The organism is Pseudomonas sp. B424 (assembly GCF_055408345.1).
Genome location: NZ_JBUZTL010000013.1, coordinates 79,239 through 105,108, shown reverse-complemented (window position 1 = coordinate 105,108; position 25,870 = coordinate 79,239). Strand labels below are relative to the sequence as shown.

Annotated in this window: 21 protein-coding genes; 12 read left to right on the top strand and 9 right to left on the bottom strand. The window is 59.5% G+C overall.

What is annotated here, in order from left to right:
- Nucleotides 1-86: 86 nt before the first annotated feature.
- Nucleotides 87-656 (top strand): GNAT family N-acetyltransferase, encoded by a 570-nt coding sequence (locus tag ACZRMS_RS16265; RefSeq protein ID WP_463996071.1) that lies wholly within the window; start codon nt 87-89, stop codon nt 654-656.
- Between the two features lie 78 nt (nt 657-734).
- On the opposite strand, the gene ACZRMS_RS16260 is transcribed toward ACZRMS_RS16265, so the two are convergent.
- Nucleotides 735-1,010, bottom strand: coding sequence for a PepSY domain-containing protein (locus tag ACZRMS_RS16260; protein WP_048359581.1), 276 nt, complete (start codon nt 1,008-1,010; stop codon nt 735-737).
- A 164-nt stretch (nt 1,011-1,174) separates the two neighbouring features.
- Between ACZRMS_RS16260 and ACZRMS_RS16255 the strand changes: the two genes are divergently transcribed.
- On the top strand, nt 1,175-2,176 hold the full coding sequence (locus tag ACZRMS_RS16255) for a FecR family protein (protein WP_463996070.1): 1,002 nt from the start codon (nt 1,175-1,177) through the stop codon (nt 2,174-2,176).
- A 255-nt stretch (nt 2,177-2,431) separates the two neighbouring features.
- The gene (locus ACZRMS_RS16250; protein WP_463996069.1) at nt 2,432-2,818 is read left to right on the top strand and encodes a fe2+ zn2+ uptake regulation protein; all 387 of its coding nucleotides are present in this window, start codon (nt 2,432-2,434) and stop codon (nt 2,816-2,818) included.
- On the opposite strand, the gene ACZRMS_RS16245 is transcribed toward ACZRMS_RS16250, so the two are convergent.
- The 5 genes from ACZRMS_RS16245 to ACZRMS_RS16225 all read right to left on the bottom strand — a co-directional run bounded on the left by ACZRMS_RS16245 (nt 2,815) and on the right by ACZRMS_RS16225 (nt 10,530).
- The gene (locus ACZRMS_RS16245) at nt 2,815-3,003 is read right to left on the bottom strand and encodes a hypothetical protein (RefSeq protein WP_048359584.1); all 189 of its coding nucleotides are present in this window, start codon (nt 3,001-3,003) and stop codon (nt 2,815-2,817) included. The two genes, ACZRMS_RS16250 and ACZRMS_RS16245, sit on opposite strands and share 4 nt — an antisense overlap.
- A 318-nt stretch (nt 3,004-3,321) precedes the next feature.
- Nucleotides 3,322-4,227: a LysR family transcriptional regulator gene (locus ACZRMS_RS16240; protein ID WP_463996068.1), complete on the bottom strand. Its 906-nt coding sequence runs from the start codon at nt 4,225-4,227 to the stop codon at nt 3,322-3,324.
- Between the two features lie 189 nt (nt 4,228-4,416).
- Nucleotides 4,417-8,091, bottom strand: a complete 3,675-nt coding sequence (locus ACZRMS_RS16235) for a translocation/assembly module TamB domain-containing protein (protein ID WP_463996067.1) — start codon at nt 8,089-8,091, stop codon at nt 4,417-4,419.
- Nucleotides 8,088-9,815, bottom strand: coding sequence for an autotransporter assembly complex protein TamA (locus tag ACZRMS_RS16230; protein ID WP_463996066.1), 1,728 nt, complete (start codon nt 9,813-9,815; stop codon nt 8,088-8,090). Before ACZRMS_RS16230 ends, ACZRMS_RS16235 begins: the two co-directional genes overlap by 4 nt.
- 64 nt (nt 9,816-9,879) lie before the next feature.
- Nucleotides 9,880-10,530: a GNAT family N-acetyltransferase gene (locus ACZRMS_RS16225; protein ID WP_463996101.1), complete on the bottom strand. Its 651-nt coding sequence runs from the start codon at nt 10,528-10,530 to the stop codon at nt 9,880-9,882.
- A gap of 183 nt (nt 10,531-10,713) precedes the next feature.
- Here ACZRMS_RS16225 and xthA point away from each other — a divergent pair, with 183 nt between their 5' ends.
- Both xthA and ACZRMS_RS16215 read left to right on the top strand, forming a co-directional pair.
- Complete coding sequence (gene xthA / locus ACZRMS_RS16220; RefSeq protein WP_463996065.1) at nt 10,714-11,526, top strand: exodeoxyribonuclease III; 813 nt, start codon at nt 10,714-10,716, stop codon at nt 11,524-11,526.
- A gap of 88 nt (nt 11,527-11,614) precedes the next feature.
- Nucleotides 11,615-12,922, top strand: a complete 1,308-nt coding sequence (locus ACZRMS_RS16215; protein ID WP_463996064.1) for a substrate-binding domain-containing protein — start codon at nt 11,615-11,617, stop codon at nt 12,920-12,922.
- A 272-nt stretch (nt 12,923-13,194) separates the two neighbouring features.
- Here the strand turns inward: ACZRMS_RS16215 and ACZRMS_RS16210 are convergent, their stop codons facing one another.
- Complete coding sequence (locus ACZRMS_RS16210; RefSeq protein ID WP_463996063.1) at nt 13,195-14,409, bottom strand: acyl-CoA dehydrogenase; 1,215 nt, start codon at nt 14,407-14,409, stop codon at nt 13,195-13,197.
- Between the two features lie 148 nt (nt 14,410-14,557).
- On the opposite strand from ACZRMS_RS16210, the gene ACZRMS_RS16205 reads away from it, so the two are divergent.
- The 3 genes from ACZRMS_RS16205 to ACZRMS_RS16195 all read left to right on the top strand — a co-directional run bounded on the left by ACZRMS_RS16205 (nt 14,558) and on the right by ACZRMS_RS16195 (nt 16,976).
- Nucleotides 14,558-15,523 (top strand): LysR family transcriptional regulator, encoded by a 966-nt coding sequence (locus tag ACZRMS_RS16205; RefSeq protein ID WP_463996062.1) that lies wholly within the window; start codon nt 14,558-14,560, stop codon nt 15,521-15,523.
- A 26-nt stretch (nt 15,524-15,549) separates the two neighbouring features.
- Nucleotides 15,550-15,948 carry a MerR family transcriptional regulator gene (locus ACZRMS_RS16200; RefSeq protein WP_463996061.1) on the top strand — a complete coding sequence of 133 codons (399 nt, stop codon included), beginning with the start codon at nt 15,550-15,552 and terminating at the stop codon, nt 15,946-15,948.
- A gap of 131 nt (nt 15,949-16,079) precedes the next feature.
- Nucleotides 16,080-16,976, top strand: coding sequence for a hydroxymethylglutaryl-CoA lyase (locus ACZRMS_RS16195; RefSeq protein WP_463996060.1), 897 nt, complete (start codon nt 16,080-16,082; stop codon nt 16,974-16,976).
- Between the two features lie 682 nt (nt 16,977-17,658).
- Here ACZRMS_RS16195 and ACZRMS_RS16190 read toward each other — a convergent pair.
- The gene (locus ACZRMS_RS16190) at nt 17,659-19,341 is read right to left on the bottom strand and encodes an AMP-binding protein (RefSeq protein ID WP_463996059.1); all 1,683 of its coding nucleotides are present in this window, start codon (nt 19,339-19,341) and stop codon (nt 17,659-17,661) included.
- 205 nt (nt 19,342-19,546) lie between these two features.
- On the opposite strand from ACZRMS_RS16190, the gene ACZRMS_RS16185 reads away from it, so the two are divergent.
- Genes ACZRMS_RS16185 through ACZRMS_RS16170 form a run of 4 tightly spaced genes read left to right on the top strand, consistent with a single transcriptional unit; the run spans nt 19,547 to nt 25,120 of the window.
- A complete protein-coding gene (locus ACZRMS_RS16185) occupies nt 19,547-20,710 on the top strand; it encodes an isovaleryl-CoA dehydrogenase (protein WP_463996058.1) in 1,164 nt (387 codons plus the stop codon).
- Nucleotides 20,711-20,721: 11 nt separating this feature from the next.
- The gene (locus ACZRMS_RS16180) at nt 20,722-22,329 is read left to right on the top strand and encodes a carboxyl transferase domain-containing protein (protein WP_463996057.1); all 1,608 of its coding nucleotides are present in this window, start codon (nt 20,722-20,724) and stop codon (nt 22,327-22,329) included.
- A 35-nt stretch (nt 22,330-22,364) separates the two neighbouring features.
- A complete protein-coding gene (locus ACZRMS_RS16175) occupies nt 22,365-23,183 on the top strand; it encodes a gamma-carboxygeranoyl-CoA hydratase (RefSeq protein WP_463996056.1) in 819 nt (272 codons plus the stop codon).
- On the top strand, nt 23,180-25,120 hold the full coding sequence (locus ACZRMS_RS16170) for an acetyl/propionyl/methylcrotonyl-CoA carboxylase subunit alpha (protein ID WP_463996055.1): 1,941 nt from the start codon (nt 23,180-23,182) through the stop codon (nt 25,118-25,120). The genes ACZRMS_RS16175 and ACZRMS_RS16170 overlap by 4 nt, the downstream gene beginning before the upstream one ends.
- Nucleotides 25,121-25,177: 57 nt before the next feature.
- On the opposite strand, the gene ACZRMS_RS16165 is transcribed toward ACZRMS_RS16170, so the two are convergent.
- Nucleotides 25,178-25,837, bottom strand: coding sequence for a LexA family protein (locus tag ACZRMS_RS16165; protein ID WP_463996054.1), 660 nt, complete (start codon nt 25,835-25,837; stop codon nt 25,178-25,180).
- Nucleotides 25,838-25,870: the final 33 nt, after the last annotated feature.

Genomic DNA, 25,870 nt, shown 5'->3' with positions numbered 1-25,870 from the left:
CACCGGCCTCCGTTTTTACGGGGGCTTTTTAATGGGTGGCATTGAGAGGTAGTCTCGGCTCAAATCCATTGCAAGGAAGCATGCCCATGCCCGTTACACCGACATTGCACACCCGGCGTCTCATGTTGCAACCATTGCAGCTCGGCGACGCGCCCGCGATCCAGGAACGGTTTGCCCATTGGGAAGTCGTGCGTTACCTGAATGCCGTCGTCCCCTGGCCCTACCCGGCAGATGGTGCGCTGAGCTTCCTGCGTGACGTGGCGTTACCGGCCATCGCGCTGGGCAAAGAATGGCACTGGACGATTCGCCTGCTGTCACAACCTGCCGAGTTGATCGGCAGCATCAGCCTGATGGATGCCGTCGACAACAACAGGGGCTTCTGGCTGGCCCCCGAGTATCAAGGCAAGGGCCTGATGAGCGAAGCCTGCGAGACGGTGGACGCTTTCTGGTTCCAGACCCTGAATCGCGAGAGCATGAGGGTGCCCAAAGCCGCACCGAATACCGGATCGCGACGCATTTCCGAGCGGGCCGGCATGCACAGGGTAAGCAGCGAAGAGAAGGACTTTGTGAGCGGAAGATTTGTCTGCGATCTGTGGGAAATTACCCGGGATCAATGGCTGGCGCGGCGCAAAAACGGTGGTGAAGGCGAGGTTTAAAAAAACCGACCCTGTCGCTGCGGGCGATCAGGGTCGGGGCGAACCGCCTGGCGGACGATTCGTGTCAGGCGACCGTAATCAGTCTTTCTTCTCGGAAATAACCTTGCCGGTCGAATCGAAAATGATTTCGTATTCAAGGCCATCGACTTTTTTGATCCCTTCCGCTTTCCAGATGCCGGCAGCCGGGTCCTGAGCTTCAATTTTCTTGATCACGGTGTAGCCGTTTTTGTTCTTGAGAACTTCAACCAGCTCTTTGGAGAACGCCCAGTTTGGATCAACAGGGTTGGCCATTACTGCACCGGCACTCAACAAAGCAGCAGTAGTGATCACAGCAGCAAAGGTTTTCTTCAACATTGTCTTAACTCCATTAATTGATGTTGCATCTGGTACTCAATGTGACTGGGACAACCGTAGCAGAGAAAATCCAGGCCATATGCCTAAATGACATGCTTTTGACATGGCTCATGTTCTCGTTAGCTCTGGCACGGGGTTAGAATGCACAAAACCGGGAAGAGCCCATGAGCGATACACGCCCCACAGAAGCCGAATACGATGCCATTACCGAAGCGGCGGCTCAGTGGTGCATGCGCTTGCATGAGCCCGATTGCACCCGCCGGGAACGTCACGCTTTTGCTGAGTGGCTAAACGCCAACCCCCTGCATGCGTCCGAATACGAAGCCGTGCTGGACATCTGGGATGTCAGCACCCACCTGCCACGCTCCGCGCCCGCCGAAGCTCAGGTGATTGCCCTGCCCCCCGCACGGCATCGCAGCCCCTGGCAGCGTTTTGCCGTGGCTGCGGCCATCACCCTTCTCGCAGCCCCCGTGGCCGCTTTCAGCGGTTGGCAATTGGGCTGGCTCCCCAATGCTTACGAGCGCTACCAGGCCGGTACCAGCGCAAAGACCGTAACCCTGCCCGATGGCAGCCAGGTCGAGCTTAATCTGGGCACGCAACTGACCTTCAGCAACTACAAGGACGCGCGCCGGGTGACCCTGAGCAAGGGTGAGGCGTTTTTCAAGGTGAGTCACGATACGGCCCATCCGTTCCTGGTGCAGGCCGCAGAAGGACGGGTTCGTGTCACCGGTACCCAGTTCAACGTGTGGCTGTACGAAGACCAGGTCCGGGTCACGCTGCTTGAAGGCTCGGTGCTGGTGACCAGCAACACGAACCTCAGTGGTGACGGTCTGCGTCTGGAACCGGGGATGCAGGCACGCTACAAGGCTGGCGACAACGCCGCGCAAATCAGCCAGATCCAGGCCAGCACGCCGGATCTGGCCTGGCGCAACGGCAAGCTGGTGCTGGACAACCTGTCCCTGGCCGACGCCTTGCCCCTGATCAACCGCTACCTCGACACCCCCCTCTCCCTGGCCGACAGCGCCACCGGCAAGCTGCGGATCGGTGGTGTATTCAACACCCGGGAAATCACCCACCTGGTGACCACCCTGCCCAAAGTGTTGCCGGTTTACCTTAGCGTCAGCCAGGACGGAAAACCCGTTTTGAACCCACTCCCCACCCTCTAGCATTCACAGCTTTCACGACAAGCCGCCCGGCGCCGCAATCGGCCAGAAACACACCCGGACAGCGAAATCCACGTCGATTAAAAAAAATTCATAAACGCTCAAAACCCCCGCCTGCACTGGGTGCATACGCAATCGAGACGAATTTACGACAAATTTTCTACATTCCAATGTTCATGATTTAAGCCGCTCATTCGTCTAGTTAACTAAGAGCATTTTTTTCTTTTCCTGATCGGGCTCTGAAAAGGAGTTTTTTACATGCACAACTCGCATATACCAACGGATGGTAGCCAGCAGCATCGCGACGCAAATTTTCAACCCGATCCAGGGTTGCTGGAAACACTGGCGCCCTTGCACGGCAACGAACGGATCCGTCACCTGCTCAAATGCTTCGGGCTGCGTACCAGCCTGGTGCGGCTCAAGGTCATTGACGCGTTGCTGACAGCGGCCGGAAATGAGCGCCGGCTCGGGGTGCGCGGCATGCACAGCCACTTGCAGGCACTGGATATTCCACTGTCATTCCTGAGTGTGCGCGAGGTGCTCAAACGCTTGTGCAGCGAGGGGGTGGTGGTGCTCAACAGCGACAAGAGCTACAGCCTGCATCCGCAGGCTGAAGCCGTTTTGACCGGCAGGATCGAAGCTTAAATCTTGGTCTTGCGGCGCATCACGCCATTGATCACCACCACAACCACTGCCACGCCGATGGCGATGTACTGGAACATTTTCTCGGTGATCATGCCGGCGTTTTGCATGTACGAAAGACCGAACATGATCCCCAGAACGACCAGTGAAATCAAAATCGAGTATTTCAAGCGTTGCGAAGAGGTCATAGCCTGTTCCTGAAAGTAAGTCTGAAAACGCAAACCGCAAATTCAACAAATATGTTTGGTTTACGCAAATGAATTGAAACATCCGGGGTCTCATATTACAGCCGGGGAAGCTTTTTAGCTGCCACCGGTTCTAACCATGAGGATTTAGACATGTTGCGTCGAATCACCAGGCTGGTTCCGTTAATGCTCATCCTGGCCATGAGCGGATGCGTGTTTTTCCCAGGCCATGGATGGCACGACGGTCACCGTCACCATGATGGTGGCTCAGGTTATTACCACCGCTGACAAAACAGCCCGAGCCTGCCCCACAGGCTCGGGTTAACGTCGAAAGCCGCTGCCCGGCCGGGCACACACGTCCACCAGCCAATCCACAAATACCCGTACACGCGGGGACAATTGCCGATGCGGCGGATACAGGGCGGTCAACGCCAGACGCGGTGGCAGACATTCACTGAGCACTTCTTGCAACCGCCCTTCGCGCACCAGTTGCACGGCATGGTAATGCGGCGTTTGCACCAGGCCATACCCCGCCACACACGCCGCCAGATACCCCTCTGCACTGTTGACCGAGACCTGCCTGGGCAAGTCCACCAGACGCACTTCGTCGCCGACCTGAAACTCCAGCCCGTAGCGCTTGCCCGAAACGCTGGAGACATACTCCACCACCTGATGCCCGCTCAAGTCTTCGAGCGATTGCGGTACCCCGTGGACCTGCAAATAGCCGGGGCTGGCGCAGGTGATCTGGTCCATCTGCACCAGCGGCCGGGCCACCAGCGAGTCATCCATCGTCAGCCCGCCACGGATAACGCAATCCACCCCTTCGCGGATCAAGTCCACGGGACGGTCGTTGAGGCCGATTTCCAGTTCGATCAGCGGGTAGCGCCGGGTAAACTCCTGCAACGCCGGGAACACCACCAGACGCCCCACCGCCGCAGGCATTTCGACCCGCAGCGTGCCCTTGGGCTGACTGCTTCGGAACAGCCCTTCGGCTTCTTCAAGATCAGCCAGCAAGTTGACGCAACGCTGATAGTAGGCCGCACCGTCCAGGGTCGGACTTACCTGGCGCGTGGTGCGATGCAACAATTGCACACCCAGATGAGCTTCCAGCTGCTTGATCAGCACCGTCACCGATGCGCGCGGCATTTGCAGGCTGTCGGCAGCCCTGGAAAAGCCACCCAGTTCAACGATGCGGGTAAAGACCAGCATCGCGTTGAAACGGTCCATGGACCCTCCATTACTCAGGAAATCTGAAGCAGCTTAATCGCTGATTCTGCCCCCCCTACCTTCAGACTAGGGGAGATTACTGTGGGCGCTGGCTTGCCTGCGATGCAGGCGACGCGGTCAACCTGCCAGAGCGCGGTGATGCGATCGCGAGCAAGCCCGATCCCACAGTGGTTCCGGGCAGGCATCAGTTCAGAAATCCCGCTTGTAGAAGATATCCAGCGAGCTGGCCACGCCGCTGGCCACCTCGACATACACCCTTTTGCTCAGCTTGTAACGCAAGGCAATGGTGCTGGCAGGTTCAAACACGCCAACCCCGTAACGCACACTCAAGCGCTCGTTGATCTTGCCACTGGCCACCACTGCGGTGTCATTGCCGCTGCCTTCGGTGTCGAGCTCAAAATCCTTGATCCCCAAGTGATTCGCCAAGCTGGTGGTGACCCCCGAACTGCCCATCAACCCAAGGCCCAGTGCAGCTTGCGCCAGCAGGTTTTCATCTTCGCCGGTACCCGTCAGCGGACGTCCCAGAATCAGGTAGGACAGCGCCTGCTCCTGGCTCATGGCAGGCTCCGAGAAGATTTGGGTGGTGGGTTGTTCGGCACTGCCCGTCAGACGAATCCCGGCAATAACATCGTCGGTCTGGCGAATCGCTTCAATGTCCAGATACGGCTGGGCAATCGGCCCCGCAAACAACAGCCGCGCCCTGCGGATGGTCAGCCTCTGGCCATAGGCACGGTAGCGGCCGTTGTTCAGCCGCAACTCGCCACGGGTGTCCATGTTGTTGCCAATATGCACCTGCCCCGCCAGATCGGCGTTCAGGCCAAAGCCCGAGAACGTCAGCAGCTCTTGCCCCACCACCACGGTGATATCCATGTCGACCACCATCGGTGGCGCCTGATCCGCTGCCTGCTGCCCTACGATCACCGTGTCATCCGACACCTTGACCGTCGAGGGCGGCAACTCGCGAACCACGATTTCACCTTTGGGGACGTTCACCCGGCCTGCGATCAACAAAGTGTTGCCGGGGCTGAGGGAGATTTTCAGGTCCGGCGCGACTTCAAGCTTGGCGTAAGGCTCGACCGTAACCGGCAGGTTGTTGCCCTTGACCAGCACGTTGACGGCCATGGCCTGGCCCCATGCCACGTCGCCGGAGATACTGCCCTGCCCTTGCGGACCGCTGGTCCAGCCACCGGCAAGTTGCGCCGTTTCGCCGTTGATGCGCGCTGTCAGTTGCAGGTTCTCGAAGTTGGTCGGCAGTTGCGGTCCGGAAATTTCGCCACCGGTCAGCGCCACGCTGCCCATGACATGAGGCGCCAGCAAACCGCCCGAGATCGTGCCCGAGCCGTTCAACAGACCCGTGAGTTTTTCCACCATCGGTGCAAACGGCCGGATAACCGACACATCCAGCCCCACCAGACGGAACTCGCCGGTAATCGGTTTGTTTTTGGGCAGCGGGTTGATACGTGCCGAGAGCATCAGTTGCCCCAGCCTGCCGCCATCGAAATCGAGCCGCGACTCGACCCGGTTAGGCGTCAGGTTACTGGTCAACTTGAACGCCTGGTACGGGAAGTCCAGCCATTGGCCTTTGTCCTTGATGCGTAACGTACCGCCGCTGGCATCCACCACGACCTGGCCTTTTGGCCCGCTGGCCGGCAGGTCCAGCATCAGGTCGGCATTGAGCTGACCTTGCCACTGGAAGTCCTTGGGCAACCACTGCGCCAGGCTGTCGAGGGGGAACTGCTTGAGGTGTAAACGCAGTTTCGGATCAGGCACCAGGCGTTGCTCTTCGCTGCACAGGCTGGCCGGACCGGAGATCCAGCACTGCGCCCCCAGGTTGAGCCGGCCATCGGCCAGACGCTCCAGCCGCGCCGGGTTTTGCAGCACCCAGGCCTGGCCGCCGGCCTTGATATCACCACTGACCAACCGCCCGCGCCAATTGTCTTTATCCAGGCCGCCATCCAGCGCCAGGCCCAGGTTCAGCATTGGCCCCTGCAACGCCAACTTGAGCTGTTGGCGCTTGATATCGCCACTGCCGTTGGCGGTCAATACACCCAACTGAGTGTCACCGGCTCGAATCCCGCTGCCCTTAAGGTCCAGCTGGCCACGCTGATTGCGATCCAGGCTGGCATCCAGCGTCAGGCTTTGCAGGTGATTGTCGGCAAACGCCAGCTGCTGGCCGTTGAGCATGACCTTGCCTTGCGGCGCCTTGAGCGTCCCGCTCAGGTCGACCCGACCCTTGAGCTGGCCGCGCAGTTCTGGCCACAGTTGCCCCAGACGCGGCATGTTCAGATCAAGCTGAGCCTTGAGTTGCTGCTGCAAACTGGCGGTACCGTTGATTCGGTTGTCCCCCAGGCGAATATCCAGCGTACTGACCGTCCAGGCTTCACCCGCGCCTTCGGCCTTGGCTTGCAGCACCGCCGGCAGGCCGCGCAAACGGCCTTTCAGGTCGAGGTTGGCATTGAGTTCAAGGCGCTCATTTTTGAATGAGCCTTTACTGCGCAAGGGACCTGCCAGGGTACCCGGCAATTCGGCGACCCAGTACGCGGGGTTGAGCGCACTCAAGTCCAGCGCCGTGTCCCAGGCCACGCCGTCGGCGAACTGTACATTGGCATGCCCCTCGGCCTTGCCCTGCCCGGCAACCAGTTTGAGTTCAGGCAGGAAAATCTTGCCCAGGTCGCCACTGAACGGGCTGCTGAGGCTGAACTTGCCGGCCGGACCATCCAGATCCGCCTTGAAGTTGCCCAGATAATTGCCATCGCGATAAGACACTTCACCGGCGAACGTGCGCAGGTCCACATCAGGCTTGGCAATCAGCGGGTAGAGGTTGTGCCAGGGGAACTCCAGCCAGTCGATTTTGGCCTCGGCACTCAGCCCTTCGTGCCAGTCCACCTGCCCGGACAGTTTCAAGTGCTGCTGCGGGCTGGCCGTCAGATCCAGTGCTGCGATTTGCGCGCCCTTGGCATCCACACGCCCTTTGAGCAACAGGCTCACGGGGGCGTTTTCAGCCGGCAATATGGCGCTGCCGTTCAACTCGTAGCCGTCTTTGAGGTCACCTTTGGCCGTGAGCAGCAATTGATTGAGTTGCAGAGTGTCCGGCAGGTCGGGGCTGGCCTTGAACGGCTCGGCGGTTATTTTCAACTGTGCCGGAAGGTTGTCCGCCAGAGGCTGAAGCTCACCCGTCAGATGCGCATTGATGTAACCGCTGGTATCGGCCACAAGGTTCAGTGTGGTGCGCAGATTGCCCTCAACCTTGAGCGCCACCGCCAGGGGTTTGTCACCCGGCGCGGGCAGGCTGACATTGCCTTGCAAGGTGAGCGGCCAGTCGCCATTGGGCTGAAGCAGCCCGGACAACTCCACGCTCAGGTCTTCGCGCTCGACACTCACCGAGTCGATCTGCAAGCCCTTGGCGGTCCACTGCGCCGACATTTGCAGGCCCTTGAGCTGCTCGATGCCGTTGAACAACACATTGCCAACCTTCACCACCCCGACTTCAATCGCCAGCGGCAACTTCAGGTCCGGCAGGCTGATCGGACCACTGCTGCTGTCTTCTCCCGGGGGGAATTGCAGGCTGACCTTATCGGCCTGCAACTGATCGATGCACAGGGTCATGCGCGTCAGGCACTCGGGTGACCAGGCAAAGATCGGCTTGCTCACCTCGACCCGGCTGGTGCCCTGCTCCCACAACAGGTGATCGGCACCCCACTGGCCGCCCAGGCGCCCGGCAAAGTTATCCACCTGCAAGCCCGGCACCTGCCCCAGCACCCAACGGCTGCCCGCTTGCGTACCCAGAATGATGCCCACACTGACAACCACCAGCAGCACTAACGTCAACACCACCAGGCCCGCTATTTTCAAACCACGAATCACAGTTCTGGCCCCATGGAAAAGTGCAAACGAACACCGCCGTCATCGTCCAGCGCATGGGCCAGATCGAGACGTATCGGGCCGACCGGCGAGATCCAGCGGATACCCACGCCGACCCCGGTTTTCAAGCTTGGAAAGTCCAGCGTGTTGAATGCATTGCCCTGGTCGACAAAGGTCGCCCAGCGCCATTTTTCAGCAAACTGATATTGATACTCGAGGCTGCCGGCCAGCATGTAACGCCCACCGATACGGTCACCTTCCGAGTTTTTCGGTGACAGGCTCTGGTAGTCATAACCACGCACGCTCTGGTCGCCACCGGCGAAAAAGCGCAAGGACGGCGGGATCGACTTGTAGCCGTTGGTGGCGCTGCCGCCAAACTGGATCCGGCCCAGGAAACGGTGCTTGTCCCACAAGGTGGTCAAGGCCTTGAATTTCACATCGCCGTGGAACAGGTTGGTATCAGACAACAACCCTTCCTTGGCCACTTGCATGTCCGTGGTCACGCTGTAGCCGTGGCTGGGGTCGATACGGTTATCGCTGCGCAACACCGAATAGCTGACACCCGGCATCAGCAAGGTACTGAGGCCCGAGTCATCGCCCAGGCGATATTCTTCGTGCTGCCATTTAAGCGACACAATGCGCGTCCAGCCGTTATCCAGTTTGCTGTGCCACTCGGGGCCAACCGTGAGCAACTTGCTCAGGGTATCGGTGTTGGCAATTTCTTCGTTTTGATAGCCGGCAGCAAAACGCAGCTTGTCGGTCAGCGGCGGGTCCAGCGGGATGTCATACCAGGCGCCGACGTTCTGTTTGGGCTGGGAAATTTCAGATTCGAAGCCATAGCTGTCGCCGCGCGGGTTGTCCCAGTGTCGCGTCCAGCTGGCTTTACCGCGGGCACCGGTGTCGGTCGAATAACCCAGGCCCAGGGTCATGGTGCGCGGCTTGCGGGTTTCCAGATCAACATCGACCGGGATCACCTGCCCCACGGCGGTACTTGGCGCGGCATCAACCCGCACGATTTCAAAGTAGCCACTGCTTTGCAGGTTTTGATTGAGTTCGGCGACCAGTTCAGAGTCGTACGCAGTGCCGGGCTTAAAGGGCACCAGGCGATCCAGCAGGGTTTGGTCAAAGGGGGCATCGCCGGTAAAACTGACTTTGCCGAGCACGTAACGCGGCCCGCTTTCGTAGACCAGATTGATATCTGCAAACCCGCCTTTAGGGTCCACCAAAAGTTCGTGCCGGGTAAATTTGCCATTGAAAAAACCGTAGCGCAGGGCACGGTTCAGGATCATGCGCTTGGCATCTTCGTAGTTGCCCTGGTTGAGCACCGCGCCAGGTTTCAGGTCATCACTGGCGGGGATTTGAAAAGCCTTGAGCGAGGCGGCCGGGCCTTCGACACGCACATTGACGTTGCGCAGATGCACCGGTTCGCCGGGATCGATGCTCAATACCAGGCGCGGCGGATCGCCGGGTTTAACCTCGGCTTCTATGATGGGCTGGTAGTAACCCAAGGCCTGGGATGCTTTAAGGGCCTGCTCTTTCGCGCCACGCTGGAAGCGCAACAACGCTTTCTCGTCGCGATCGCCGAGGCTGCCGATATAGCCTTCCACATTGGCCTTGAGGGCGTTGTTTGCCGGCTTGACCTTGACCACCAGCTCGCTTTGGGCAAACGCCGCAAAACTGCTGAGCAGCAGGACAACACCACTGGTAAATCTTCCTGGAAACTTCATAGGCGCGGATGCTATCACGGGCAGGGGTACTCATAGAGCGCGCCAATGGGCAAAAAATCAGTGTTTAGGCCGTTGCGGTATCCACCGCCTGCGGATTGGCATGGAAGAACACATGCTCCACGACTGGCCCGATGGCGACCTCGCCGATTTCCACGTAGCCCTGACGTTTGTAAAACTCCAGATAATGCGGGTTGCCAGTATCGAGCACCACGCCCTCGGAATGCTCGTCCTCGGCGCACCAGTTATGCACTGCTTCAAGCAACTGCTCACCGTAGTGCAACCCCTGAAATTCGGGATGAATACCCAGCAGCGGCAGCATATGCACAGCATCCCCCGGAACGCAGGCCTGCACCGCCTGGTGATAATCCAGATAACGCCGCGTGCAGTTCAAGCCGGTACTGAGCAACATGCGCAGCTGCCAGGCCCAACTTTCGGTAATCCCCAGACGCCGTTGCGGTGGCGCAATCAAGGCAATGCCCACCAGCCGGTCATTGACCAGCAACCCCAATGCGGGCAAATCCTGAAAAAAATGCTGCCTGACCAGTTCCCGCACCGTAGCGCGAACCCGTTGCTCATAACCGCTGCGATCGGCATTAAACAAAAAGCGATACGTCGGCTCATGGCGATAAGCCTGATACAGCAAGGAGCGTGCTTCTCTTGAATAGCCACTGTCGAGCAGCTGGATCTGACTGGTGGCGTTCGACGTTTGCGTCATGCGGTCAACCTCCCGGGCGCGGCCTGGATAGCGGCGCTTGTAGTGCGTACGAACCCCCGAGTGCCACAACAGTTCAATCGTGGCCAAGTGCATCCTACGTTAGCAGTGCATTTGCCCCACTGCACGCTGGCCGCTGACGCGTCAGTCCGCTAGCATCACAGTTTTGCTCAGGACTGCCCGCCCATGAAAATCGTTTCATTCAACATCAACGGCCTGCGCGCACGGCCGCATCAGCTGGCAGCGCTGATCGAGAAACACCAGCCTGACGTGATCGGCCTCCAGGAAACCAAGGTCCATGACGACCAGTTCCCCCTCGCCGACATTGAAGCACTGGGCTATCACGTGCACTTTCATGGCCAAAAAGGCCATTACGGTGTTGCCCTGCTCTCGCGTCAGGCGCCGCTGGAGCTGCACAAGGGTTTTGCCACCGACGAAGAAGACGCCCAGCGGCGTTTTATCTGGGGCACATTCGCTGACGAAAATGGCCAGCCCGTGACCATCATGAATGGTTACTTCCCACAGGGCGAAAGCCGCGACCACCCTACCAAGTTCCCGGCCAAGCAGCGCTTCTACAGCGACCTGCAGCAGTTGCTGGAAAGCCAGTTCAGCAACGAACAACCGCTGGTGGTGATGGGCGACATCAATATCTCCCCGCAGGACTGCGACATCGGCATTGGCCCGGACAACGCCAAGCGCTGGCTGAAAACCGGCAAGTGCAGCTTCTTGCCGGAAGAGCGTGAGTGGCTGGAGCGTCTCAAGGGCTGGGGGCTGGTTGACAGCTTTCGCTACCTGCACCCGGACGTGGCCGACCGTTTCAGCTGGTTCGATTACCGCAGCCGTGGCTTTGAAGACGAGCCCAAGCGGGGCCTGCGCATTGACGTGATCCTCGCCTCACAAGGGCTGGTGCCACGCATCAAGGCGGCAGGCGTCGACTACGACCTGCGCGGCATGGAAAAACCGTCAGACCATGCACCGATCTGGCTGGAATTGAGCTGATCTGAGAGTGGGAGCGGGCTGTCATTGGTTTGAAACCTTTTTGACTTAAATTGCAGACATTTCTATGGCTCCAGGAAGGTGCCCGCTGATGCTGCGCTTTATGTCGTTGACCCTGTTCTGCACCCTGGCCAGTCCGGCCATGGCTGCCGACTTGCGGATACAGGGTTCGAACACCATCGGTGCCAACCTCGGCCCGGCGCTGGTGACGGCCATGCTGGCCGAGCAAGGCCTGCACGATATCCACAGCGTCCCGGTCATCCCCCCCAACGAACACAGCATTGTCGGCACCAACGCCCAGGGCCAGCAGATCCGTGTGGATGTCGCAGCCCACGGCTCGGGCACCGGTTTCACGGCTCTTGCCGCCGGGCAGGCCGACCTGGTGGCCTCATCGCGGCCGATCAAGGACCGCGAACTGGTCGACCTCGAACGCCTCGGCGACCTGAAAAGCCCTGACGCCGAGCAGGTAATTGCCATCGACGGCCTGGCGATCATTCTTCACCCGCGCAACCCGCTGAACCAGCTCAACACTGAACAACTGGCACAGATTTTCAGCGGCCAGATCAGCCGCTGGGAGCAACTGGGCGGTATCGGCGGCACGATCCGTTTGTATGCCCGCGATGACCAGTCCGGCACCTGGGACACCTTCAGAGAGCTGGTCCTGAGCCGCAGCGGGCATCCCTTGAGCAGCACCGCGCAACGCTTCGAATCCAGCGAACAACTGTCGGATGCCGTCAGCCACGACCCGCAAGCCATCGGTTTTATCGGCCTGCCTTACATCCGCGAAGCCAAAGCCGTGGCCATTGTCGACGGCGCATCGCAGCCGATGTTGCCACTCACCAGCCTGATCGCCAGCGAGGACTATCCCTTGTCGCGGCGGCTGTTCTTTTACCTGCCGCCCGCCACGAACAATCCTTGGGCCAAGGCACTGGTGACCTTCACCCAAAGCCCTCAAGGCCAGGCCATCGTCGCGCGAAACGGCTTTGTCGCCCAAAGCGTACAGGCGGGCAGCGTCCTTGCAGGCGCACATATGCCCCAGGAGTATCAGGCGCTGACCAAAGAGGCGCAGCGTCTGTCCGTGAATTTTCGTTTTGAGGAAGGCAGTGCTTCGCTGGACAACAAGGCACGTCAGGACTTGCTGCGGGTGGTCGACTACCTGAGCGCCAACGACAAGCTCGACAGGCAGGTAACGCTGGTGGGTTTTGGTGACGCCAAGGATGACCCGGAGCGCGCGCAACTATTGTCAAAATTGCGGGCGATGGCGGTGCGTCGCGAATTGGTTAAAAACGGGGTAGTGCTGCGCGAAATTCGCGGCTATGGCGCACAAATGCCGGTGGCGGCCAACACCGAAGACGAAGGGCGCCTCAAGAACCGACGGGTTGAGGTGTGGGTGTATTAAATCCTGAACTCAAAACCCCTGTGGGGGCGCAATGTTGTTCACTTAAGCGATCTCTAACTCTGTGGGCGCGGCGGTGCGACGGTTCGACTTGCTCGCGATGGTCGTAAACGATGACGCGTATTTACTGAGTAAATGCGTCGCTCTGAAGACCATCGCGAGCAAGCTCGCTCCCACAATTGAGTAGCGTTGTTCTATAAATGAACAGCATTGCCTGTGGGGGCGGGCTTGCTCGCGATGCTAGCGCGGGCAGGCCCGCCCCCACAGAAACGTGGTTACCCGGGAATTTTTGCGTACTGGTCCAGCTCAAACTTGCCCACCGCCGCCCGATGCACTTCATCGGGTCCATCGGCCAGGCGCAACGTACGCTGCATGGCGTACATATAAGCCAGCGGAAAGTCCCCCGACACCCCTGCCCCGCCATGCATCTGAATCGCCCGGTCAATCACGTTCAAGGCAACGTTCGGGGCGATGACCTTGATTTGCGCGATTTCGCTTTTCGCCACTTTATTGCCCACCGTGTCCATCATGTACGCCGCTTTGAGCGTCAACAGCCGGGCCATGTCGATCTCCATGCGCGAGTCGGCAATCTTGTCGATATTCCCGCCCAACCGTGCCAGCGGTTTGCCGAAGGCGGTACGTGCAAGGGCGCGCTTGCACATCAGCTCCAACGCCCGCTCGGCCATGCCGATTGAGCGCATGCAGTGGTGAATGCGACCCGGCCCGAGACGGCCCTGGGCAATTTCAAAACCGCGTCCTTCGCCGAGCAAAACATTTTCGTACGGCACCCGCACGTTCTCGAACAGCACTTCGGCATGCCCATGGGGCGCATCGTCGTAGCCGAACACCGGTAACGGACGCACGACTTTTACCCCCGGCGTGTCGACGGGCACCAGGATCATCGAGTGCTGTTGATGACGCGGCCCTTCGGGGTTGCTCAGGCCCATAAAGATCAGGATTTTGCAGCGCGGGTCGCAGGCACCGGAAGTCCACCACTTGCGGCCATTGATCACCCATTCGTTACCGTCGCGTACCGCACGGGCGTCCATGTTGGTCGCATCCGAGGAGGCCACATCCGGTTCGGTCATGGCAAACGCCGAGCGGATTTCGCCGCGCAACAGCGGCTCCAGCCACTGCTGTTTTTGCGCCTCGCTGGCGTAGCGCACCAGCACTTCCATATTGCCAGTATCGGGGGCAGAGCAATTGAACGGCTCCGGCCCCAGCATTGAACGCCCCATGATTTCAGCCAGGGGGGCGTACTCCAGGTTGGTCAACCCGGCCCCCAGTGCAGACTCCGGCAAAAACAGGTTCCACAGGCCTTCAGCCCTGGCCTTGCGCTTGAGCTCTTCCATGATCGCGGTCGGCTGCCAGCGGTCACCTTGCGCTACCTGCTGCTCGAAAATCGCCTCCGCCGGGTACACACAGGCGTCCATAAACGCGGTCACACGCTCACGCAGTGCCTGAACTTTCGGGGAATAAGCGAAATCCATGGGGGGCTACCTTCTACCGGAAATGTCGAAAAGTGATACTAGGTCAGCCACCCTTCATTTGCGCCATCTATTAACAGCGTGTATTACCATTCATAAGCAATATATGATTACCCCGCGTCCCTCCCTCTAACAACAAGAGCCACGCGCCATGAACCTGAACAAGGTCGATCTCAATCTGTTTATTGTCTTCGATGCCATCTACACCGAAGCCAACCTGACCCGCGCCGGGCAAATCATCGGCATCACTCAGCCGGCCGTGTCAAATGCGCTGGCGCGATTGCGCGAAAGCTTCAACGACCCGCTGTTTGTCCGTACCGCCCAGGGCATGGTGCCTACCCCCATGGCGCAGAACATCATCAGCCCGGTGCGCAGTGCCCTGGCGCTGTTGCGCGTGTCAGTGCAGGAAAGCCGCACCTTCAACCCGTTGCAAGCCAACAAGACCTACCGCATCAGCATGACGGACCTGAGCGAAGCGGTGATCCTGCCGCCGCTGTTCCAGCGCTTGCGCCGTCAGGCTCCATCGGTGGTGGTCGAGAGTTTTCTCTCCCATCGGCGTGAGACCACCAGCGATCTGGCGGCCGGACGTCTGGATTTTGCCGTGGATGCGCCGCTCAATACCGACCCGCAAGTACGCCACGTCAAGCTGATGGAGGACCGCTATGTATGTGCCATGCGTCAAGGTCACCCCTTGGCCGGCAAAGCCGCCTTGCAACTCGATGACTACCTGGCATTGACCCATATTCATATCTCGACCCGGCGCAATGGCCTGGGTGAAGTGGACCTGGCGCTGGGCAAAATGGGCCTGCAACGCAAGATCACCCTGCGCTCGCAGCATTACTTGATGGCCTCCAATGTGTTACAGCAAACCGACATGGTGATGACCGTTCCCGAGCGCTTCGCCCGGCGCCATGCCCTGCATTTTGTGCCGCTGCCGCTCAATGAATTGCCCAACGTGGAAACCCATTTGTACTGGCACGAAAGCACCGAGCAAGACCCGGCCAATCGCTGGATGCGCGAACAACTGATTGAGCTGTGCCAACAGCAAGTGGCACAGGAAAAGAAACACGACAGCGCCAGCTTGCTTGACGTAAACGTCAACCAGCCAGTAGTTTAAGAACACGATTCCTCCAGAGCCCGCCCATGAGCAGCCAGACGTACAGTATTTCCGACCTTGCCCGCGAGCTCGACATCACCACCCGCGCCATTCGTTTTTATGAAGAACAAGGCTTGCTCGCCCCCGAGCGACGCGGCCAGGAGCGCGTGTATTCAGCACGGGACAAGGTCAGCCTGAAATTGATCCTTCGCGGCAAACGCATTGGTTTTTCCCTGGCCGAATGCCGCGAACTGATCGAGCTTTACGACCCCAGCAGCGGCAATCAAAAGCAACTCAACAGCATGCTGGCCAAAATCGCCGAGCGCCGCGAGCAGCTGGAACAGCAGTTACTGGATATCCAGCAGATGCAGCTGGAGCTGGACACTGCCGAAGAGCGCTGTATCCAGGCGCTGGAACAGACAATACAAAACCAGATACCCAATTAGACGCTGATACCTGCTGTGGGAACGGGCTTGCTCGCGATCGCATCGACGCGCTAATGCTGATGCACCGCATTGTGCCCATCGCGAGCAAGCCCGCTCCCACCGGGTATTCCCACACAGAGAGGGTGACCCCCATGACACTTCCCACCCATGTGCGCCTGATCGAAGTCGGCCCGCGCGACGGTCTGCAAAATGAAGCCAACCCCATCAGTGTCGCCGACAAGGTGCAACTGGTTGACGCCCTGACCGACGCCGGGCTCGGCTATATAGAAGTCGGCAGCTTTGTGTCACCCAAGTGGGTGCCGCAAATGGCCGGTTCGGCCGAGGTTTTCGCGAAAATCCGGCGCAAACCGGGCGTGGTATACGGTGCGCTGGCACCCAACCTGCGCGGGTTTGAGGATGCCGTGGCGGCCGGGGTAAAAGAAGTCGCAGTGTTTGCCGCCGCGTCCGAAGCCTTCTCGCAACGCAATATCAATTGCTCGATCAGCGAAAGCCTGGCGCGCTTCGAACCCATTATCGAGGCCGCCAAACAACACGGCATCAGCGTGCGCGGTTATGTGTCCTGCGTGCTCGGTTGCCCGTATGAAGGCCACGTCAGCGCGCAACAGGTCGCAGCCGTGGCGAAAGAGCTGTATGCCATGGGCTGTTACGAGGTTTCACTGGGCGACACCATCGGTACCGGAACGCCGACTGCTACCCGGGCAATGTTTGAAGCCGTCACCGCTGACGTGCCCCGGGAAAAACTCGCCGGGCACTTCCACGACACCTACGGCCAGGCACTGGTGAACATCTACGCGAGCCTGCAAGAAGGCATCGCGGTGTTCGACAGCTCGATTGCCGGGCTTGGCGGCTGCCCCTATGCCAAGGGCGCCAGCGGCAACGTGGCCACTGAAGACGTGCTGTACATGCTCAACGGCATGGGCATCGAAACCGGGATCGATATGGACAAGCTGCTACTGGCAGGCGAACACATCTGCAGCGTACTGGGCCGTGTTACCGGGTCGCGGGTCGCCAGGGCACGTCAGGGCTAAAAAGTGTGCCGTGGTGTTACCGCAAGGGAACCAAACGAGTAACACGGAAACAAACCGGCCGTTTCAGGGGCCGGTTTTTTATTGCCTGAAAACTCAACATATTGATTTATAAGGGTTTTTAAAAGTTGGCACGGCTCCTGCTATCTCTATGGCATAACAAGAATAAAAACCGCAGCAACATAATAAAAACAATACGAAACGACTCTGACATAACAAAAACAACACGACAGAGACGCAGCTAACAGATTTTTTTGGAGAAGGTTTACTTTTCCGAGGCGCCTAAAAGCCACCTCGCAACCGGGCAGAGAATAATAAAACTACCTTCAGGTAGCACATGCACAGGTTGGATCACAGGTTTGATAGCCCGTGATAAAAGTGGATCAGCGCTCAAAAAAATACGTTTGCTCTTGACCCCGGATGGGGGTCGCACAAAACGCAGCAAAGGGTGAGTTCCAAAAACAACAATAGACCGCCCTTCAATAATAAAAAAAGAGCATGCACGACACATTAAAGGGGAGCTTCGGCTCCCCTTTGTGCTGTCCGGGGTTTGATATTTTGCCAATTCACATGCGACTCATGTGGGAGCGGGCCTGCTCGCGATGGCCTTCACCTCGGTTTACCTGATAAACCGCAGCGACTGCATCGCGAGCAAGCCCGCTCCCACAAAAAAACAGATAGTGCCTTAGCGTTTTGCACACTCCTGAATACTGATCTCGCGCATTTTGAATTTCTGGATTTTGCCGGTCACGGTCATCGGGAACGCGTCTACAAACTTGAAGTAGCGCGGCGTTTTAAAGTGTGCGATGCGCGACTTGCACCAGGTCTGCAACTCCAGCTCGTTGGCCGCATGGCCGGGATGAAACTTGATCCATGCCACGATTTCTTCACCGTACCTGGCGTCAGGTATGCCCACGATCTGCACGTCTGCCACCGCCGGGTGGGTGAAAAAGAACTCTTCCAGCTCACGCGGGTAAATATTTTCGCCACCGCGAATGATCATGTCCTTGTTGCGCCCCACGATGCGTACATACCCTTGCTCATCCATCTGCGCCAGATCGCCGGTATGCATCCAGCCTTCACCATCAATGGCATCAGCGGTGGCCTGCGGATTGTTCCAGTACCCGAGCATCACGCTGTAGCCGCGGGTGCACAGCTCGCCAATCTCACCTCGCGCAACGACATTGCCCCCGGCATCGATCAGCTTGCTCTCCAGTTGCGGCTGGGTGCGCCCCACAGTGGTAACACGCAGTTCCAGGTCGTCTGCGGGACCGGTCTGGATCGACACCGGGCTGGTTTCGGTCATGCCATAAGCAATTTGCACTTCGCCCATGTGCATCTCACTGATCACGCGGCGCATCACCTCGATCGGGCACGTCGCACCGGCCATGATCCCGGTACGCAAACCCGACAGATCAAACTCGGCACGCTGCGGGTGGTCGAGCATGGCGATAAACATGGTCGGCACGCCGTACAGCCCCGTGGCCCGCTCTTGCGCAACCGCTTGCAGGGTGAGGCCCGGGTCAAAGGCCTCACCGGGATAAATCATCGTGGTGCCGTGGGTCACGCAGCCCAGGTTGCCCATCACCATGCCAAAACAGTGATAGAGCGGCACCGGGATCACCAGCCGGTCGCTGGCCGTCAGCCCCAGGCTTTCACCCACCATATAGCCATTGTTGAGAATGTTGTGATGGCTCAGGGTCGCGCCTTTGGGAAAGCCCGTGGTGCCCGAGGTGTACTGAATATTCACCGGCTGATCGTACTGCACGCAGGCTTCGCGGGCATGGAGCTGCTCATCGGTCACCTCGCCGCCCAACGTGGCAAGTTGCGACCAGGGCAGGAAGCCCGCGGGCGGCTCAGGGGCGAGACTGATAACGCCGCGCAACCCGGCAAAGCGCGCGCAATCCAGAACCCCCGCCGACTGTTCGGCCAACTGCGGGATCAGCTCCTGAAGCATGGCGTGATAGTTGGAGGTTTTGAACGCCCCGGCACAGACCAGCCACTGACACCCCGACTGTTTAAGCACGTATTCCAGCTCCGAGAGCCGGTACGCAGGGTTGATATTGACCAGGACCACGCCGATTTTTGCGCTGGCAAACTGGCTGATAAACCACTGGGTACAGTTCGGCGCCCACACCCCGAGCCGGTCACCGACCTGCAAGCCCAAAGCCAGCAGCGCCCTGGCATGCAAATCCACCGCCCGGGCCAATTGCGCCCAGGTGTAACGTTGTTGTTGATGGCACACCACCAGCGCCTCACCGTCGGGGTAAAGCGCGGCTGTCCGATCGAAAGCCTGACCGATGGTCATCGCCGGCAGTGCTTTGTCTTGTGCACCCTGGCTGTAACTGGGGACGGATTGCGGCTTCATGACAACTCCTCTTGTGATTGTTTTGGGAGCATAGGTACGGCGCTCATCTGCGCCGTATCAAGTTGAAGAATAGCAAGCACTCTGGCTGAAGTTGACGTTAACGTAAAGGTCGTTGACAGTCGCGACCGCCAAGTTTACGTTAACGTAAAGGTTATCAATGGCGACGCAGTACACGCCTCCATAAGAACAACGATCAAGGTGCCCCATGAGCTACCCGACTTTGAACTTCGCCCTGGGCGAAACCATCGACATGCTGCGCGATCAGGTCCAGGCCTTCGTTGCCGCCGAACTGGCGCCGCGGGCGGCGCAAATCGACAAGGACAACCTGTTCCCGGCCGACATGTGGCGCAAGTTCGGTGACATGGGTTTGCTCGGCATCACCGTCCCGGAAGAATACGGCGGCACCGGCCTGAGCTACCTGGCCCACGTGGTGGCGATGGAGGAAATCAGCCGCGGCTCGGCATCAGTCGCCCTCTCCTACGGCGCCCACTCCAACCTCTGCGTCAATCAGATCAACCGCAACGGCACCCACGAACAAAAACTCAAGTACCTGCCCAAGCTGATCAGTGGCGAACACGTTGGCGCACTGGCCATGAGCGAGCCGAATGCCGGTTCCGACGTGGTCTCCATGAAACTGCGTGCCGACAAGCGCGGCGATCACTTCGTACTCAACGGCAGCAAAACCTGGATCACCAACGGCCCGGACGCCAGTACCTACGTGATCTATGCCAAAACCGACATTGAGAAGAACGCCCACGGCATCAGTGCGTTTATCGTGGAACGCGACTGGAAAGGCTTCAGCCGCAGCAAGCATTTCGACAAGCTCGGCATGCGCGGCTCGAATACCAGCGAACTGTTTTTCGACGACGTTGAAGTCCCTGAAGAGAACCTGCTGGGCACCCTCAACGCCGGGGTCAAAGTGCTGATGAGCGGCCTCGATTACGAGCGTGTGGTGCTGTCCGGCGGCCCGACCGGGATCATGCAGGCCTGCATGGACCTGGTAGTCCCTTACATCCATGACCGCAAGCAGTTCGGCCAGAGCATCGGCGAATTCCAGCTGATCCAGGGCAAGGTCGCGGACATGTACACCCAGCTCAATGCCAGCCGTGCCTACCTGTATGCCGTGGCTGCGGCGTGCGAGCGTGGCGAAACCACCCGCAAGGATGCCGCCGGGGTCATTCTGTACAGCGCTGAACGCGCCACCCAAATGGCCCTCGATGCGATCCAGATTCTGGGGGGCAATGGCTACATCAATGAATTCCCTGCCGGACGCCTGCTGCGTGACGCCAAGCTGTATGAAATCGGCGCCGGCACCAGCGAAATCCGACGCATGCTGATTGGTCGTGAACTCTTCAACGAAACTCGCTAAGGAGCCTGCGCATGTCCATCTTGCATACGACGATCAACCCGCGCTCGGCTGAGTTCGCCACCAACCGCGACGCCATGCTCAAACAGGTTGAAGCCTTGCGCACCCTGCTCGATCAGGTGCAACAGGGTGGCGGGGCCAAGGCCCAGGAGCGCCACACGTCGCGTGGCAAGTTGCTGCCCCGCGAACGCATTGACCGCCTGCTGGACAGCGGCTCCCCCTTCCTGGAGCTGAGTCAGCTGGCGGCCTACGACGTATACGGCGAAGACGTTCCGGCTGCAGGAATCATCGCCGGTATTGGTCGGGTCGAAGGCGTGGAGTGCATGATCGTGGCCAACGACGCCACGGTCAAAGGCGGCTCGTACTATCCGCTAACCGTCAAAAAACACCTGCGGGCGCAAACCATCGCCGAGCAAAACCGCTTGCCGTGCATCTATCTGGTGGACTCGGGCGGGGCCAATCTGCCGCGCCAGGATGAAGTGTTCCCGGACCGCGAGCACTTTGGGCGGATTTTCTTCAACCAGGCCAACATGAGCGCGGCGGGGATCCCGCAAATTGCCGTGGTCATGGGCTCATGCACGGCAGGCGGCGCCTATGTGCCTGCCATGGCCGACGAAGCCATTATGGTGCGCCAGCAAGCGACCATCTTTCTGGCCGGCCCGCCGCTGGTAAAAGCGGCCACGGGCGAAGTGGTGAGTGCTGAAGACCTGGGCGGTGCCGATGTGCACTGCAAGATTTCGGGGGTGGCCGACCACTACGCCGACAGCGACGAGCACGCACTGGCACTGGCCCGGCGCAGCGTCGCCAACCTCAACTGGCGCAAGCTGGGCCAACTGCAACAACGCACCCCGCTGGCACCGCTGTATGGCCGTGACGAGCTGTACGGCATCGTCCCTGCCGATGCCAAGCAACCCTTCGATGTACGCGAAGTGATTGCACGACTGGTGGATGGTTCGGTGTTCGATGAATTCAAGGCTCTGTTCGGCACCACGCTGGTGTGCGGCTTTGCCCATTTGCACGGTTATCCGGTGGCGATCCTGGCCAACAACGGGATCCTGTTTGCCGAGGCGGCACAAAAAGGCGCGCATTTTATTGAGCTGGCGTGCCAACGCGGTATTCCACTGGTTTTCCTGCAAAACATCACCGGCTTTATGGTCGGGCAAAAATACGAAGCCGGTGGCATCGCCAAGCACGGGGCAAAACTGGTGACTGCCGTGGCATGCGCCAAAGTTCCGAAATTTACCGTGATCATCGGCGGTAGTTTTGGCGCCGGTAACTACGGCATGTGCGGCCGTGCTTACGACCCGCGTTTTCTGTGGATGTGGCCCAACGCACGGATCGGTGTGATGGGCGCCGAACAGGCCGCCGGCGTGCTGGTGCAGGTCAAACGTGAGCAGGCTGAACGCAACGGCGTGGCGTTCTCGGCACGGGAAGAGGCCGAGATCAAACAGCCGATCCTTGACCAGTACGAACACCAGGGCCACCCCTACTACTCCAGTGCCCGCTTGTGGGATGACGGCGTGATCGACCCGGCACAAACCCGCGACGTGTTGGCGCTGGGCCTGTCGGCGGCACTCAATGCCCCGATCGACGCCACGCGCTTTGGCGTGTTCCGGATGTAAACCTGCGCCCACAGCCACTTTAAGGACTGACGGACATGATTGATTTCAACACCCTCGAACTGCACACCGACCCCCGGGGCTTTGCCACCCTGTGGTTGAGTCGCGAGCAAAAGAACAATGCCTTTAATGCCGAGATGATCCGCGAGCTGATCCTTGCTCTGGATGCGGTGCAGGCCGACGCAGGCCTGCGCTTTCTGATCCTGCGCGGGCGCGGAAAACATTTCAGCGCCGGTGCCGATCTGGCCTGGATGCAGCAATCGGCCGAGCTGGACTACAACACCAATCTCGACGACGCCCGTCACCTGGCTGAATTGATGTACAACCTGGCCAAGCTGAAAATGCCGACCCTGGCCGTCGTGCAAGGTGCGGCCTATGGTGGCGCGCTGGGACTGATCAGCGCCTGCGACATGGCCATCGGTGCAGACGACGCCCAATTCTGTTTGTCTGAAGTGCGTATTGGCCTGGCACCAGCCGTGATCAGCCCCTTCGTGGTGCAAGCCATCGGTGAGCGTGCAGCGCGGCGCTACGCCCTGACCGCGGAACGCTTCAGCGGCGAGCGTGCCCGCGAACTGGGGTTGCTGTCCGAGTGCTACCCCCTCGCCGAGCTTGAGCAACACATCGCCCGCTGGGTCGACAACCTGCTGCTCAACAGCCCGCAAGCCATGCGCTCGTGCAAGGACCTGCTGCGCGAAGTCAGCCATGGCGCGCCAACCCCGGCCATTCGCCGCTACTGCGAAAACGCCATTGCGCGGATTCGGGTCAGCCCTGAAGGCCAGGAAGGTTTGCGCGCCTTTCTGCAAAAACGTGCTCCCAGCTGGCAACCCGATCCATCGACTCAGGACCTGCGCCCATGACCGCACCTCTTCTTACCTGCGTGCTGATCGCCAACCGTGGCGAAATCGCCTGCCGGGTGATGCGCACAGCCAAAGCACTGGGCCTCTCGACCGTCGCGGTCCACAGCGCTACCGATCGTGATGCACGCCATTGCCGCGAAGCCGATACCTGCGTGGACCTGGGGGGCAGCAAGGCTGCCGACAGCTACCTGCGAATCGACAAAATCATCAGCGCGGCCAAGGCCAGCGGTGCTCAGGCCATCCACCCCGGCTACGGTTTCTTGTCGGAAAATGCCGACTTTGCTCGCGCCATTGAAGCCGCCGGGCTGATTTTCCTCGGGCCGCCCGCCAGCGCCATCGATGCCATGGGCAGCAAATCGGCAGCCAAAGCCTTGATGGAAGTGGCAGGCGTCCCCCTGGTCCCTGGTTATCACGGTGAAGCCCAGGACCTGGAAACCTTCCGCCTCGCCGCAGACCGCATCGGCTACCCGGTGTTGCTCAAAGCCACGGCAGGTGGCGGTGGCAAGGGCATGAAAGTGGTCGAAGACGTCAGCCAGCTGGCCGAGGCGCTGGCCTCTGCCCAGCGTGAGGCCCTGTCATCCTTTGGCGATGCACGGATGCTGGTCGAGAAGTACGTGCTCAAACCGCGCCATGTGGAAATCCAGATCTTTGCCGATCAGCACGGCAACTGCCTGTACCTCAACGAACGCGACTGCTCGATCCAGCGCCGTCACCAGAAAGTTGTAGAAGAAGCGCCAGCACCGGGCCTCAGTGCCGAGCTGCGCCAGGCCATGGGCGAAGCGGCCGTAAAGGCTGCGCAGACTATCGGCTATGTGGGTGCCGGTACCGTTGAATTTTTACTGGATGCGCGAGGCGAGTTCTTCTTTATGGAGATGAACACGCGCTTGCAGGTTGAGCACCCGGTCACCGAAGCCATTACCGGGCTGGACCTGGTGGCCTGGCAAATCCTCGTGGCACGGGGTGAAGCCTTGCCCATCACCCAGGCGCAAGTGCCGTTGCGCGGCCACGCCATCGAAGTGCGTTTGTACGCTGAAGACCCGAGCCATGATTTTCTGCCGCAAACCGGACGCCTTGAGGTATATCGCGAATCCGCCGCAGGCCCGGGCAGACGGGTGGACAGCGGCGTCAGTGAGGGCGATGAGGTTTCACCTTTCTACGACCCGATGCTGGGCAAGCTGATTGCCTGGGGGGAAGACCGCGAACAGGCACGCTTGCGGCTGCTGGCAATGCTCGACGAGTTCGCCATTGGCGGGCTGAAAACCAATCTGAGCTTTTTGCGCCGAATCATCGGACACCCGGCCTTCGCCGCTGCTGAGCTCGATACCGGATTTATCCCGCGCTACCAGGAAGAACTGCTACCTGCTGCTCAGCCCTTGCCCACAGCCTTTTGGTCTGCTGCGGCCGAGGCCTTCCATCAAAGCCAGCCACCACAGATACGCGGCGATGACACGGCATCCCCCTGGTCAGCCAACAATGGCTTTCGCAGTGGCTTGCCGGCCCGCACCTTGTTGGCCCTGAACTGCAATGGCGAACAACAGGTCATCCACCTCAGTGGCAACACGGCCACTTTGCGTGATGAACAGTTAGTCATCGAGAAGGACGGCGTACGGCGTCAGCATTTGGCCATTCGCCGGGCTGACACCCTGTACCTGCGCTGGGATGCCGAGCTGCACGGCGTACGCCTGCACGACCCGATTGCTGCCGTCGGCGCCAGCCACGTGGCCCAGGGCGGCCTCACAGCCCCAATGAACGGCAGCATCGTGCGGGTACTGGTCGAAGTGGGGCAGACCGTTGAGGCTGGCGCGCAACTGGTGGTCCTCGAAGCCATGAAAATGGAACACAGCCTGCGGGCACCCCACGGTGGCGTGATCAAAGCCTTGTTCTGCCTGGAAGGCGAGATGGTCAGCGAAGGCTCGGCCCTGGTCGAACTGGAATAAAAAAAGGCGGATACCGTTATCGGTATCCGCCTTTTTTGCAGCCGTTGACCGCTGTAGCTAGAACTTGGCCGTGGCTTGCACCACCACCCCGATAATGCGGCAGCGTTCATCCAGCAGGGTCTTTGGATAAGTCGGGTTAAGTGGCTTGAGGTAGCGTTGACCGCTTTCTTCGATCAACTGCCGGAAGGTCGTGGTCTCGGACTCCGGCGTCAAGGCAATGACCATCTTGCCCGGTACGGCCTCGATATCTGGATCAACCAGAATCATCATCCCCTGGCCGATGCTCAGCCCCACCTGCGACGTCATGGCATCACCCGTCACTTGCAGCCAGAACGCCGCGCCTTTGGCGTAGTGATCGCTGAGTTCGAAGATCGTACCGGGCGGCGCATAACCGACCTGCACTTTCTCGTGAACCTGCCCTGCCGTCACCCAGTCCCTGACCGGATAACGGAAAGCCGAAGTGATGTCATAGGTGTATTCGTCCGGGCCGGACGTATCGCCTGTACCACTGCGCTCCCGCACGACCAGGGCGACTTCAAGGTGCTCAAGCCCAAGGGCATGCAGCACGTTGTTCATCGTCTGCAAGTCGGGCTGACGGCGTTTATTGAGCCAATGGCCGACTCCGCCCTGGGAAGCCCCGACGCGTTCGGCAAGTTTTTCTTGCGTGAGTTTTAGCTCGCGCAATTTCGTTCTGACTAAAGCGATCCATTTATCCATCTGCCGAACAATACGGATTGATAACGCCGCAAC